The sequence below is a fragment of the Actinophytocola sp. genome (genome assembly GCF_045807065.1).
Lineage (GTDB): Bacteria > Actinomycetota > Actinomycetes > Mycobacteriales > Pseudonocardiaceae > Actinophytocola.
This window is the reverse complement of the sequence record NZ_JBJMIE010000179.1, coordinates 1-14,423: the sequence shown is the minus strand read 5'-3', so window position 1 is coordinate 14,423 and position 14,423 is coordinate 1. Positions and strand designations below refer to the sequence as shown.

Sequence of the window (14,423 nt, the reverse complement as noted above, 5' to 3'; positions counted from 1 at the left end):
GCGGTAAGGCCGACGATCGCGACGCGCCGGTGCGAACCATGTGACATGCCGTCCCCCTTTGTCTCCCACTGATCTTTATAGCCGACTCACGGGGAGCGGTGGGCACGGTTGCGGGAACGGCTCAGGCGCGCGCGGTTTCCAGGCGGGTTCCGGAGGTGCAATCGTCCGCATCCAGCCAGGCTCGATGACCAACCAGCGACGTCAGCCAGGAAGGACAACAACGAGCGTCTGGCGGTATCGTCAAGAAGCTCAACGAGTCGATTGAAGGCTGCTCGCCAGCAGCCTGACCAGCAGGTTTGCGAGCGGACGACCGCCCGCCGCCGTCTCCGGAACGCCAGGCGCCGACTCTCCGACGCGACCCAGGCCTCGACCATCGACTCACGAGAAGCCCCGATCAGTCTGGCCAGTACACACGCCTCGCAGTGCACAGGCATCGACAAGGCGATATTCTCTCCACGAGCGCGCCTCGCCTCAACACAGCTTGAGCCGAAGAGGCGACCCCTTGACCTCACGGCAAGTGGACCTATCCCCCAGCGTCGTTGCTGCAATCCCCTGACCTGCGCAAACAGAGAACTCCCTGCATACAGTAGGACTGTTCAGATCCGTTTGACACAGTTTACGCCGTCAGCGGCATGGTGAACTCTCCCGATTTTCTCCTTCTGCTTCATCACGGATGAACCGCTCGTGCCGCACCAAGGACCGCCGACCGAGACAACTTCCCCATCGACTTCGATCGGCAGCAAGTGACCTGCCCCCAAGGACAGGTCAGCAGAGGCTGGCACGGCCCTACCCAACCTCCTCACCCACCGCCGCCCCGCTGATCGTGGCCCGGTTCACCAAGGGCCAGTGCCAGCCCTGCCCGGTCCGCATCCAGTGCACCACTTCTCGTGACGGCGCCCGGAACGTGGACTTTCCCCCACGAGAACTCCGCGACCTGCAACTCCGCATCCACGCCAAACAGCAAACCCCCGACTGGCAGGCCCGATACGCAATTCGTTCCGGAGTGGAAAGCACCATCAACGAGTTCGCCCACGGACACGGCATGCGCCGCTGCCGCTACCGAGGACAGCCCAAGGCCCACCTGCAACACGTCTTCACCGCGATCGCCATGAACATCGAACGCCTCAGCGGCCTATCAGCGGTCTACCACCATCCGGCGAAGCAACCTCATCCCGACTGCCGACCGCCTTCCAAGACTTCCTGGACGAACACGAGATCCCCCGACTGAAATCCTGGCGAGCCGTCAACACCTGACTCCGACACGAGCAAGATCACCGACTGAACCGCCCCGGATTTGATGGAGGCGTGGAAGTGAACCGACTGGCGTGTCGTTAAGCGTCCCGCCGCGGGCGCGCGGGGCATCCTTGCCGACGCCTGAGTGCAACTCCCGAGCCAGTCAGCTGCTTCACGGTGCGTAGACCTCTCGCTTGCGGCGAATCCCGTCGGCGATGGTTCGGGAGGTGACGTTTCACCAGGAAATGTGCCTCGATGGCGCGCGGCCGGCGACGGTCGCGATCGTGAGTTCCAATGCGCGGGCCGAGTTGAAGACAGTTGTACCCGCGACCGCCTGGACGAGGGTGATCAGAAGGCCGAGTGCTCCCGTCGCCAGCGTTCCTCAACAGGAGCCCGACCTGGTTACGGACCTCGGCGGGCAGGCGTCAATGTTCGCGAGCAGCCCGACGATGAGGATCAGCACCGGCGGGACGCAGACGATTGCCAGCGAGAGGGCGAACAAAGGATCGTCGTTGTCGATGCCTCCGGCGACTGCGACGATGAGCACGGTGCCGACCATGAAATCGGCCAAACTGCGGTGGTGCCTCCGGAACCGCTGCAGGTTCCGGTCGCCCGAGTCGGGCCTTCTCAACCGGAGTGCGGCGGACGTCTTGCGTCGTGAGCGGATCATGGGCGGGGCTGGCAACCTTTCCGGGGATCGAGCAGACGAGGGGATCGAGCTTCTGACACCGCCGACGTCCAGATCGTGTCCAAGTCGTCCGGAGTAGTGGTTTCGAAGCTTGAACCGACTACCGGTAGTGCATGCCGGTACTACATTCCGGGCCCTTTTCCAATCTTGCCTTGATCTGACGGCCGACGCTGCCGGATTCTGGCTTACTGCCCGTCGAGAGGGGACGGGTGTGGCGATGGGGACTGGATGCGTCCGAACGACCCGAACGTCCGCCGTGAGGTGACCAAGCTGGTCGAGTACCTCCGCGACATGGCGGCGACGACCAAGGCCGACACCTACGATCTCGAGAAGTTCGACAAGACGTGGTGGCTCGCGGAGCTGCCCGCGGGTGTGGTGCCCCGCACGCAGCCAGGTGCGGATGGCGGATTCCTCGCCGTCGACCAGGTCCTGCTGCGGACTCCCCCCGCGCTCCCTTCGGAATTGACCGGGTACGTATCACCTGGGCAGTGGATGGACCAGGAAATGCCGGAACCCGAGGTGCCGCCCCTGCTGGCCGACCGGATGGAGACAGACGTCGCGCTCGCTGCGGCCTACGACGCGGCGCTGACCGCCCGGAAGGGGTGGCTGGCTGAGATCGAGGCGGCGCAGCCACATCGTGACCTGTACGAACAGTTTCGCGAGGTCGCCGAGCAACTCGCGAACCAGGACGACGAGTTCGAACTCGTTCTCTGCGCCGGCCTCGTGTCCGGTACCGACGAAACAGGCCGCCGCGTCAGGCGCCACCTGCTGGTCAGGCGGTTGTTCGCCCGGATGGATGAGCGCTACGCCGGAGTGACCATCGGGGCCGACGAGAACGCGGTCCTGGCCATGGAGGACCGGCGATTTCTCGTCCCGGCGCTGGGGCAACGACTGGGGCAGGTCGACGACATCCGGGGTGACGTCGAAAACTCAGATCTGCTGCCGACCGACGAAGGCGCCGCGAAGTGGCTCACCGACTGGAGCCAGCGCTTGCTGCCGGACTCGCTGCCCTACAGCCCCGAGACGCGGCCGCCCGGTGACGACCACGCCGGGAAGCTGTCGGTGTCGGCGGCCCCGGCGATCGTAGTGCGCCGGCGGGATCGCACCAGCATCGCCGGCTTTCTCGACGATGTCCTGGACACACTGCGCGATCCCACTGTGGTAGTGCCGCAGGCGCTGGTCCAAATCCTGCGCGACTTGACGTCGGCCGAACAGGAGGCGTGGCTGGCGGCCGCGGGCGGGTCCGCCAAGACACTCGGCGCGGACCCCCTTTTCTCGCGTGAGCACAACCGGGAGCAGCGGCTCGTCCTCGACCGCGTGCGGCAGGACAACGGCGCCGTCGTCCAGGGACCGCCGGGAACCGGCAAGACCCACACTATCGCCAACTTCCTCACCGCGATGCTGGCCGAAGGGATGCGAGTGCTGGTCGTCAGCCAGCGTGAGCAGCCACTTCGCGTTCTGCGCGGAAAGCTTCCCTCGGACATGCGGAACTTGTGCGTTTCCCTGGTCGGAGCAAAGGACGGCGGAGGGGATTTGGAGGCGAGCGTCCGGGCGATGTCGGAGTACGTCAGCGGTACGGATGCCGTCCAAGCACGCGAGCGCGTCGACGCAGCTCACGAGCGCTGGGCCGCGGCGCGGCAGCGGGCGGTGGATGCCGAGTCCGCCCTCGCGCACCTGCGCGAAGCGGAGCACATCGATCATCCCGCCGTTGCCGACGGTTATAGCGGTCGTCTGGCGGAAATCGCTTCGCTGGTCCAAGAGCGGAGCGATGGCTTCGAATGGTTCCCGCCGCTGGCCGCGGACGCACCTGTGCACTGCCCGCTGACCTCGTTGGAACTCGCCGAACTGCGCACTCTGATCCAGGCGCATCCGGACGGCCCGGTCCGCGCGGCCGAGTTCGTTCCGCCGCGCGAGCATGTCGACGCGGTGGAGCAGGCAGGCAGGCTGTTCGCTGACCTGCTCCCGCCTGACGTCGGCGACGAAGCCTGTGATCTGGCGGACCGTTGTCGCGGCGTCGACTCCGCCGAGTTGGGCCGGTGGTCCGACTCCCTCGATCGAGTGATCGAGATCGTCCGGCACCTTCACCAGCGCGCCGCCGGCTCGGGCGAGCACTGGATCGAGGGAGCTGTCGGTGATCTGCTCGGCGGCACCAATCTCAGTGCCTGGCACGACGTCATGGTCCGGCCTGCGATGGTGGAGGGCCTTTCGTCGCGTTGGCGGAACCCGTTGCTGAGGGACGTGCGGTGTCCCGAGCACGACCAGCTGGCGCTGCGAGATCTCCGTGACCAAGCGGCAATTCTGCTCCGCAGTCTGCGGAACCGGCAGGCCGTGCGCACACGCTGGCTTCGGCGGCTGACCGCACTCGGACGGGACACGCAGGCCCTGCGGGAGCGGTGCACGTACCGGGACCGTGAGCCGTTGACCGAAGAAGCCGCCGGCGCAGTCCACGACGTCTTGGACATCGTGGTGACCCTCACCGAGGTCGAGCACGCCTGGAGCTTCGTGGCGGAGATCCCGGGACCGTTGACGAGTGCCTCGGATCGCCTCCGCTGGCTGGCTGAAGCCGAAAGCGTCCTTCCAGTGCTGCGCGAGCTTGGGCAGCTCACCTCAGGCCTGCGGAACTCGCTCACCAATCACGGCATCCTCGCGGTTCTGTCGACCCGCGAGCAGTGGCTCACCTTCCGGGACGCGACGTCCCTCGCCCGGCACCGCATCGATGCCGTCCCGCGAGAGGTGTACCTCGCCAAGCTGAGCACCTGGCTGACCCGCACCGCCGAGCAGCCCGGCGTGGCGTCGGAGCTACAGGATCTTGCGGCCGCTCTCGACCGGCGGGACGCGCCGGAATTCGACCTCGCCATTGCCGCGGTGGAGAACGCGCGCCGCACCATCGAGGCCCACCAGCGCTTGCTGCGGCTGCGCACCCCGCTGGCGGAAGGACACGAGCGGCTTCTGTCCTCGCTGGAGACGACTTCGCACGACGAGGACTGGGCGAAGCGGCTGTCGGTGATCGACCGGGCTTGGGCATGGGCGGTCGCCGACCGGTTCCTGCGCCTCTGGCACCAGCCGGGTCTCGACGCCGAACGGGAGAACGACCTGGCCGACGCCAAGGCACAGCTGCTCACCGCGACGGCGGAACTCGCGACGGCCAAGGCCTGGGCGACCTGCCTGCAGACGATGAAGGAAGAAGCGAAACGCGGGCTGAAGTCTTTCGAGTTCTTCGCGAGACGGCAGCACGGCAAGGGCGGGCACGCCGGGCAGCACCGGAAGTCCGCGCGGTCGGCGATGAATGCCGCCAAGGAGGCCGTGCCGGCCTGGGTGATGACCATCGGGCAGGTTGCCGAGCTGCTGCCCGCCCAGGCCAACAGCTTCGACGTCGTCATCGTCGACGAGGCGAGCCAGGCCGAACCAACCGCCCTGTTCCTGCTGTGGCTCGCGCCGCGCGTCATCGTGGTCGGTGACGACAAGCAGTGCACGCCGTTCTCCTCTCCGCGGCTGCTGGACGGGGTCACCGAGCGCCTGCGGGCCGACTTCCCGGACCTGCCCGACCACGTGCGCGAGATGCTGCTCCCGACCGGGAACCTGTACAACATCCTGAGCAGCGCCTTTCCCGCAGTCGTCCGGTTGCGGGAGCACTTTCGGTGCATGCCGGAGATCATCGCCTGGCCCTCGCGGCAGTACTACGACGGCCAGCTGGTTCCTCTGCGGCAACACGGCGCCGACCGGCTGGAGCCGGTCCAGATCCAGTTCGTCGCCGACGGGCGCACCACCGGAGTCTCGGAGAACATGACCAATGGTCCCGAGGCAGAGTGCGTCGTCGCGATCTTGGAGAGCTGCCTTGAAGACCCGGCCTACGCGGGCAAGTCTTTCGGGATCATCGCCCTGCAGAGCGTCCGGCAGATCAAGATGATCCGTGGCCTCCTCGGTAAGCGGATCGCGACGTCGGAGATCGAGAAGCGAGACATCCGAGTCGGTGACGCCAAGAACTTCCAGGGCGACGAACGGGACGTCATGCTGGTCGCGACCGTCGTCGCCGGACAGACGAGGACTCTTCGCAACGATCAGCGATACGAGCAGAACCTGAACGTGGCCGTAAGCCGGGCGAGGGACCAGCTCTGGCTCATCACGTCCCTTGGCCCCGACATGGACAGCGACGACATCCGCTACCGCATGCTAAGCGCTTACGGAGAACCCGAAAAGGACGGACGCGAGATCCTCGATCCTGCCCGGGTCCCGGCTACCCGCCGCGTCGATCCGTTCCGGTCACTGTTCGTGCAGCAGGTGTACCTGCGCCTCCGGGCCCGTGGCCACGACGCCGACGTCGGAGTGGACATCGGCGGCCGTCGGCTCGACATCGTCGTGCGCCTGCGGAACCGGTCCGTCGCCGTGCTGTGCGACGAACACACCGGGCTCCCGACCGAACGCCGCAGGAAAGCCGACGAGGCGCTGCGTGAACTGCGTCGAGCGGGCTGGCCGTTTTGCCGGGTCGCCCACAGCCAGTTCGTCCTGAACCCGGATAAGGCACTGGCCACCGTCTGGCAAACCCTGGACGAATCCCAGGCCGGCTCGGGAGAGGAGCAATAGTGGAGCCGATCGACGAGCAGACCCTGGTCGCGATTGCGGAACTGATCTGCGCCGACGGTAAGCAGTACTACCGGGGAGTGAAAGCGCTCCTCGGCTTCTTCCGGCGGGCCGGCTGGGACGTGGGCGAGTACGACGGTGAGAGCCGTAAGGCGTGGACGATCGCCCAGCTGCTGCGTCGTCACGATGACGGCGCAGCGATCGAGCAGGTTCTGAAGCGGATGGCCGACCCCCGCGAGTACCGGCAGGACCGGGCATCCGCCGACGAAGTCCTCGAGCACCTCAACCACCTGCTCGAGGTCGAGAACCTGCACATCGAACTGGACGTGAATCTGCACCCGGTCGTGCGGGCCGGGCGTGCGACACCGCCGGACCTCCCGATGGACATCAGCCGGCAGAAGCTGCAGTACTCGATCAGCGAGATCGTCACGGACCGACGGCTGGTGGCCGTCCTGGAGCAGCGTGTGGTCGAAGTCGAGAAGTGCCGCGCGAGCGGCTGTCACCTGGCGGCGATGGTTCTGCTGGGCAGCCTGCTCGAGGGCCTGCTGCTCGACGCTGCGGAGAACCGGCCGATCCCCGAGTCCATCTGGGACGAACCGGAGGCGAAGGCCGAGAACATCCGGCCCGCCCCCCGGGCGGACAAGCTGTCCCTCCAGGCACTGATCTACGTGGCACACCGTCTCAAGTGGATAGACACGGACGCGTACCGGATCGCCAGCGCGGTGCGTGACTTCCGCAACCTAGTGCACCCCAACGCACAGCGCAAGCTCGAACGTTCGCCGGACGAGGACACCGTGGACATGTACTGGCCGGTGTTCGTGGGTACCGCCAACGACCTAGGCCGGACACGGCCGGACGGTCCGGGCGAACGCCGTCCGGCTCCGTCAGGAGACACCCCCGGGCCGTGGGGGAGTCGGAGCAAGTCCAGCTGACGTCACTCGGGAATGGAGGAACGGTGCAGGTCGAACTGCTGGTCGACGTCGTTGACCAACTGCCGCATGGCCGCACGCAGGGCATCCACGTCGTCATCGGCTGAGAACTGACCTTCAACCGGTGAGATCTTGCGTACCGCTCGGGAACCGGGGGCCTGATGAAAGGAGGCGGACTGGAATCCTCCCCCGCCCAGACGGTTGTCGACCGCCACCGGCGGCTGCCGGACCTGCTCCTGCAGAGCAGAGGGTCTACGCGGTGTCATCGCCGCTGCAACGGGGTGCCGCACTGTTCACCAACACAGCCCGACGTCGACCCCGTCGCCAAGTTCACCCGTTAGGGATGGCGGTTTGCGACTGCGAACGCGACACCATTTCGTCGCCGGGCTACCGATCCTCCCAAAATCCTCCCACTGGGGCGGTTACCCACCAGTACAGACCAATGTGGACAGTCAGAACAAGATCAAATCAATCACACGAAAATGCCCGCTGACCTGGTCCGTGATCAGCGGACATCTTGCGACCGTCGGGCTGACAGGATTTGAACCTGCGACCCCTTGACCCCCAGGGACGCCCGAACACGCCTTTGACCTGCGGAAACAGAGAACCGCCAGGTGAACCGGGTGCCGTTACCCGCGCTTCAGCGCTGTTCACCGCACCTACGGCACAATCGACTCTCCCATTTGGCTCCCACTCCCCCATCGACCCAGCGCACTTGACACGGGCCCTTCATGTGGTCAGAGCCGCCCACTCGAACGCGACGTGGTGCACTGCGCAGTGTCGGCGCAGCTGGCCGCATTCTGCGGCAGCACTTCCTGGGTGATCAGCGTTTGGCCCGGGTAGCGCAGCGGCTCCTTCGGTCGCACGACACGCACCTCGCACTGCTGCGTTTGTTCACGGTGCTAGCAGACACAAGATCCGGCCACAACCGCCGGTGGGGGTACGTTCGACGCATTCTCCGGGCGAGCTCCTCCAGTCGGGCGATGTGATCGGACATAGGCGATGCGTGGTGAACGGCCGAGTCACCCGTTCACCCGGGCGGGATGGTTGTCCCGGCCAGTGCGCGGGCGAGAACCTCCTCTTTCGTCAGCGGGCTGCGCGGGTGGTAGCTGAGGCACAAGGGGGTACGAAGTTTGCGTGGCGCCGCACCCTCAGCGGCCAGGTAGAACTCGCCGCTGCTCAGCCGTGACACGTCTGGCACGTCGCCGCCCTTGGCCTTGGCCATGTCCCGAGCCGCTTCCACCTGGATCGGGCTGTTGAGCAGACCGTAGAACTGAGTGGCCGCGTTGCCTGGGATGCGGTTGTGCAGAGCCTTGGGCGCCTGCGTGGCGAAGATCAGGCCGAGCCCGTACTTGCGTGCCTGAGAGGCTAGCGCCAACGTGCTCTGTGTGCACGCGGTCATGGCACCTGACGGGGCCAGTGTCTGCGCTTCATCCATGACCAGCAGGCCGAGCAAGGGGCGATCGCCGGCCGGATGCTTCTTGATCCACGCGAACAGCGCCATCTGCAACTGGTTCACGAAACTCTGACGAACCTCATCGGATGGCAACCCGATAAGGCTGATGACCGAGACTCTGGCGCGCTTGCCCGGTTTAGGGGTGAGCAGCAGGCCGGCGTCGACGGGGGTACCCGTTCCGCCGAACAGCGGGTCATTGACCATCGTGGCGGTGAGTGCCTGCGCCAGTCCGAGACCGATCTTGTCGGCTTCGGCCAGGTCGACGATGCCGTCCGGGAGGTCGGCGAGTGTGTCGATAAGACCCTTCAACCGGGTGCCGCCGCGCCTGCCGAAGTGCTCGACGGCGCGGCGCAGGACCGCATTCCCCAGGTGCGCCTTGGTGCTCCGTCCACCCAGCATCGCCCGCGGTGCGAGAGAGGCGACGGCCGCCTCCACGGCTTCGGCGAACTCGTCGGGGTCATCAAGGGTGGCGCCGAAGTCGGGCAGCGGCTGGAAGCTCAGCGGACGACCGGCCTCCCGTCGTGGCGTCCACACCACGACGTCGGTGTGCTCCAGGTAGTCGGCGGCCTTCGCCACGTCGCCGTCGCCCCACTGCGGTGGTGGCTCCGGCCAGGCGTCGCCAAGTCGGGCCAGGTCGTTGTTCGGATCCAACACGATGGACGAGACGCCTTGCAGCGCGCACTCCTCGACCAGCCTGCGGATCAGGACTGTCTTCCCTGAACCGGATCCCGCGAAGATCGTCATGTGCTTGCGCAGCGCTTCGACTTCGAGTTGCACGGGCTGCCCCGTGTCAAAGTCATGCCCCACGACCAACGTTGAGCCAGCGGTCGGCGCGGCGATCGTAGTATCCACGGGCTGTGGGGTCTCCTGCGCCACAGCCTCATCCACCGGCTTGGGCCGCGAGGACTCGGCTCCCCGGCCAGCGGGAAGCCACGATTCGACGTCCGCCAACGCGTCCCGCAACACAGTGAGGTGCCGGGTGGGGCGACGTGCGGCCAGCCATGGCTGTATCCCGCTCGGATCCCCGTCCAGGAGCGCACGAAGCGCGGTGAGGACTCGCAGGTCCTCGTGGTCCAGCGGCATCGTCCGCCCGCCCCGCGACGTCATCTCCCTAAGCAGCCGCTGAGTCGCGGTGCCCCTGGACCAGGACTCGTTCCGGAGCAGGAAGAGCTTCCGTTTGGTCACCTTGCTGTCCAGACCGGCTGCGCTGTCGGCCAGGCGTAGCCGGTTGAGCGCCGCGTTGCCGTGGTGTTTGTCGCTGATCGCACGGAAACACCAGTGCACCTGATCCTCGGTGCGCTCATCGAGGTTCAGGCGCAACCTGGCGTGCAACGCGGGCTTCGCGCTGGGCAGCGGATCCACACTGAACGCCGCGCCTCCTTCGCCCCGCTCCAGGATCCACGCAGTCAGCCCGGCTTCGAGCAACCTCGGCATCAACAGATCCTCGGTGTCGGCCTCCAGTGGCGTCATGACATCGGCGGTGTCCTGCAACGCCTCGAAACGGGCGTCGTACTCGGCCAGCATTCTCGCGTCCGCGGTGGACACCGGTGCAGGGACGGTCGATACCGGCGCGTTGCCCCGTGGCCCATCGAGTCGAGTCAGTTCGACGACGGTGCCGGAGAGCAGGCAGGCTCGAATGTGCTCATCGATGGTGATCAGCAGTTGCCGAGGCGTGAACTCGCCCGCATCGTGGAACGCTTCGGGCCGTACCGGCCAGGTGGGGTACGGCGGTACGAAGCCGACGGCGTTGAAGAACATCTCGAACCGGCGGGCGATGATCTCGCGCGCGAGATCCTTCCTCTTGATGGTGGTCAGCCGAGGTGCTTCCCGGAACCGGTCGCGCACGGTGGCTGTGGCCTTCGTCTTGATCTCCGTCCAGGTGGTGGGGAGACAGGCCACCACGGTCAACGTCCGGCGGGTGCGTTCGCGTAGCGACATGAGTCCACCGGCGATTCCCTCCAGAACCACTGGATCGTACGAGTACGCCGCATTCGTCTCTGGCAGGTGCGCCTCATCGGCACCCAGCGCCGACTGCGCCAGCAGCACGTCTACCTGGTCGACCGCCATCACCGCCGGGCCGGTCAACGCCAGGAGCCGGGACAGCTCCTGGACTATCTCCTCGGCGGTACGCGGGGCGCGGCGCATTCCCCACACCGCGCGTTCACCCGGGAGCGCCTCCTCGCCGCACACGAAGTAGTTGTCGGCGATCTCACGGTGGGCCAGGTCGGCCGAGGCGCTGAGTGCCAGGGCACGCGCGGTCTCCTGGCTCGTCCGAACGATGTACTCGTCGACCGCGGCCAGTGCTTCGATGAAGAGGTCCAGCGCCTCCCTTGTCAGCGCGGTCTCGCCCATGAAGGCACGGCGAACGGCACGGGGAGCCCCCACTCTGGCTGACAGCCGCCGCATCAGCAGCAGCAACTGGGACTCGCTGTCGGGTACGGGACGGGCCAACCCGTCCAGCATCGAGGTCAGCACGCTGACCCAGAAGCGCTGTGCGCTGAGCACGCTCACCAGGAAGAAGTACCCACCGCCCTCCTGTACCTGGTGGCGCAACCAGCCGAGCAGATGTGTCTTGCCGGAGCCACGCTGCCCTTGGAGCGCCAGGCCGATCGGACTACCGCTCTCGCTGGCGGCAGCCTCATCGAGACCACCGCGTACCGCCTGGACGACGCCCGCGTGCAGCCCGTCCACATGGAACCGCATGGGCCGCCACACATCGTCGGGCACCGCTGCCCAGTTGAATCTGAGGGACGCTAGGGCGGCCCGTTCCGCGTCGTTCATCACACCCCAATCGCCAACAGATGCCTGTCCTGGCGCCCCAGGCGTATCGCCGCGGTTCGGTCGACCTCGGTCAACGACTTCTGGTTCTCCTCCGGCACCAGGTCGACATCCGGCGCCTGGCTCAGTCGGCGCAGCGCCGCGTCCACATCGGCTCTCGGCATGTCCTCGAAGAACGGCCGGAGCCGTGCCAGGGCCACCCACGCCCCGGGCTGGGTCGCAAGCGCGGCATACGCGTTGCGGAGGCGAAGCTCCAGGTTGGCCGACGGCTCAGGCGGCGCGATGTCCGTGCGCGAGAACATCTCGGTCAGGTTGTGATATCCGGTACGGGACAGCACACGATTCAGCAGATTTAAATGCAGCGCGGCCAGCGCCCCCCCGATAGCCCGCGCTTTCGGACTGCTGACGTCCAGGTCCTTCTGAACCAACACCCAACCCTCATCCGTCAGTTCGTGCGAGTAGGTGCGGCCCGATCTCTGACTACGGACAAGATGTAACCGATTGAGCTTCTCCCGACGATCCTTGATCACGTCAATTCCGTACAGCTCGACGAGTTCGGTGTTGAGCACCGTGCGCGCCTCAGCCATCAGGGCAATGAGAGTCGCACTGTCGGACGGCGTCAGGCTGTCATTGGCCATGCTGTTCCTTTCCCCGGTTCACATCGGTGACCTGCCCCGCGTACTCGTCCCGTCGTGATCGCGGGCCCCTTTCGGCCCGTCATCCATCCGCTCCCAACCCACCGGGCAGTCCGTCCGCGCGCAGCCCGAAGAGCAGGATTCGGCGGACCTTGCCGCGGTCAACCGCCGGGTCGGCGGTGAGCAGAGCGAGATAGCGCTCGACAGCCTGGTAGGTGCCCGCATTCACCTCGGCCAGCAGGGCTTCCTGATCACGAGCGTCGAACAGCAACGCGCCCAACTCGGACGCGGCGTCCTGGTCGCCACCGTCCGCCGCCGCCCGCAGTTGGGCAAGTTCCGCTTCGTGCGGTCCCGCATTGACGTTCCGCTCCCGCAGCCGGTCCAGGTAGAGACCGGCGATCTGGTCGCCGGCGTCCACTCGTCGCTGGAGATCCTTCTCCCTGCCGAGACTCCCCAACAGTTCGGCAAGACGCTGCCCGACGAACACATTCCCCCCGCTCGCCAGTTCGCGCAACTCGTCGACGCATCCTCGGTCGGCCAGCAACTCGGCCAGATCTTCGAGCGCGACCGCGTCGCCCGCCGCGGCGCGCGTCCGCAGCGCGTCGGCGCGCCCGCCATCCGCGAGCAGCTCTGCCAGCCGTTCCGCCGCACGTATGTCGCTCGCCGCTCGCTGCCGAAACTCCTCGGCCCGGCGCCCCACCCGGACCAGCTCGGCGTAGAGGCCCTGTCGCTGGTCATCCGGATGGGCTGCCTGCCAGGTGTCCACCAGCGTGATCGCCTCTGCGATCCGGTCCTGGCGGCGCAACAACGCGACGAGCTTGGTCAGCGCGGCACCGTCGCCGTCCAGTACGAGCCGTCGGAGCGCCTGCTCCGCGTACTGGTAGCGCATTCGGGCGAGTGCCGTGCTGGCCAGGTGACGCAGGTCGTCCGAGTCGTTGACGTTAGTCACCAGCGCACGCCACAGGCTGTCCGGTGGGCAATGAACGCGGCGTTCTGAGCCGATATGCTGGGCGAGGTAGTCGGCGACCACGTACCCGACCGCACTGCCGGGCTGCTCGCTGGCCATCGGAATGAGCGCCGACACCTCACCGTGCAGCCGTCTGGTGGCGGGCCCCAACGCCTCATCCCGCCACGTTTCGACCGGCGCCGAGCGCTGGGCTGGGGTGAGGTAGTCCACCATCGCGTCGGTCAACACCTCAGCTGGAAGAGGGCTCCGCACGCCGAGGCGACGTGCGTCTGCGGCGGCCGAGATCATGGCTTTGCCGTACGCGCCCGCTTGTTCCCACAGAATCACCAGGTCGGGGCCTGCGGCCAGTACCTGGGTGATCCCCGCGTCCAACACCGAGAGGGCGACTTCGATCCTGCGGTCTTCCGCCGCCTTCTTCGTGGCCTCATTCCGCTCGGTCGGGGAAAAAGTGCCCGGTACGGGGATCACGTCGGCGAAGTCGAGGAGCCGGCGATCCTCGGCATGGAGGTTGCCACCGTCCGCCGATAGGCGCTTGCACTTGAAGTAGTCCTCCGGCCAGAGGGTGCCCACCACGATCATGCCGGTCGTCCGAACCAGCGTAACCATGTGTGCCTTGAGCAGCGGCGGATCGGTACCCAGATAGCGGTTGAATTCGTCCAGCCACAACACGGTGCGCTCGGTCGGCGCTGCGCATAGGTCGTGGATCTCCTGGGTTTTCGCCGGCTGTATCAGCCACCAGTCAGGTACGACATCACTTACCGCCTCGTAGAGCGAGCGGGTCTTACCCCAGGACGATCCACCGACCAGGAGGACAAAGCACCCGCGATCGACACCCTGGGCGATCAGGTCGCGGAGCGTCTCGTCGAAGTCGCGCGGTATGTACGCGGGTAGTTCGCCGTGCGCGCCCGCGACGGAAATCGCTGGGTGAACACCGAGTTCACGCGGGGAAACCTCATTGACGCGTGGCGCATTGGCAGGCCCCTGCCCCACCGTAGCATTGATCCGCTGCCACGCATCAACCACCTTCGCGCATTCGGCTGCAGGCACCCGCCACGCCTTGAGCAGGCTTTCCAGAAGATCCTTCTTCACCGGTCGCTTACCACGTAACGCGTCGCTGACGGTACTGGTCGGTAGTTCCCTGAACCCGTGCCCGGACGGC

General features: G+C 66.6%; 8 protein-coding genes. 3 read left to right on the top strand and 5 right to left on the bottom strand.

Annotated features, from left to right (window positions below; all coding sequences use genetic code 11):
• The first annotated feature begins 823 nt into the window (after window positions 1–823).
• A complete protein-coding gene (locus ACJ73U_RS10400) occupies window positions 824–1,228 on the top strand; it encodes a transposase (RefSeq protein WP_407777347.1) in 405 nt (134 codons plus the stop codon).
• A gap of 387 nt (window positions 1,229–1,615) precedes the next feature.
• On the opposite strand, the gene ACJ73U_RS10395 is transcribed toward ACJ73U_RS10400, so the two are convergent.
• A complete protein-coding gene (locus ACJ73U_RS10395) occupies window positions 1,616–1,804 on the bottom strand; it encodes a hypothetical protein (protein ID WP_407777346.1) in 189 nt (62 codons plus the stop codon).
• A 345-nt stretch (window positions 1,805–2,149) separates the two neighbouring features.
• On the opposite strand from ACJ73U_RS10395, the gene ACJ73U_RS10390 reads away from it, so the two are divergent.
• Together ACJ73U_RS10390 and ACJ73U_RS10385 are read left to right on the top strand one after the other, a co-directional pair.
• Window positions 2,150–6,502, top strand: a complete 4,353-nt coding sequence (locus tag ACJ73U_RS10390; RefSeq protein ID WP_407777345.1) for an AAA domain-containing protein — start codon at window positions 2,150–2,152, stop codon at window positions 6,500–6,502.
• A complete protein-coding gene (locus ACJ73U_RS10385; RefSeq protein ID WP_407777344.1) occupies window positions 6,502–7,431 on the top strand; it encodes a hypothetical protein in 930 nt (309 codons plus the stop codon). The genes ACJ73U_RS10390 and ACJ73U_RS10385 overlap by 1 nt, the downstream gene beginning before the upstream one ends.
• Window positions 7,432–7,433: 2 nt before the next feature.
• Here the strand turns inward: ACJ73U_RS10385 and ACJ73U_RS10380 are convergent, their stop codons facing one another.
• The 4 genes from ACJ73U_RS10380 to ACJ73U_RS10365 all read right to left on the bottom strand — a co-directional run.
• Window positions 7,434–7,643, bottom strand: a complete 210-nt coding sequence (locus tag ACJ73U_RS10380) for a hypothetical protein (RefSeq protein WP_407777343.1) — start codon at window positions 7,641–7,643, stop codon at window positions 7,434–7,436.
• A gap of 815 nt (window positions 7,644–8,458) precedes the next feature.
• Entirely contained in the window at window positions 8,459–11,665 is a 3,207-nt protein-coding gene (locus ACJ73U_RS10375; RefSeq protein ID WP_407777342.1) for an ATP-binding protein, read from the bottom strand.
• Window positions 11,665–12,300 (bottom strand): hypothetical protein, encoded by a 636-nt coding sequence (locus ACJ73U_RS10370; protein ID WP_407777341.1) that lies wholly within the window; start codon window positions 12,298–12,300, stop codon window positions 11,665–11,667. The genes ACJ73U_RS10375 and ACJ73U_RS10370 overlap by 1 nt, the downstream gene beginning before the upstream one ends.
• 79 nt (window positions 12,301–12,379) lie before the next feature.
• A partial coding sequence (locus ACJ73U_RS10365) for a hypothetical protein (RefSeq protein ID WP_407777340.1) occupies window positions 12,380–14,423 on the bottom strand: 2,044 nt, incomplete at its 5' end.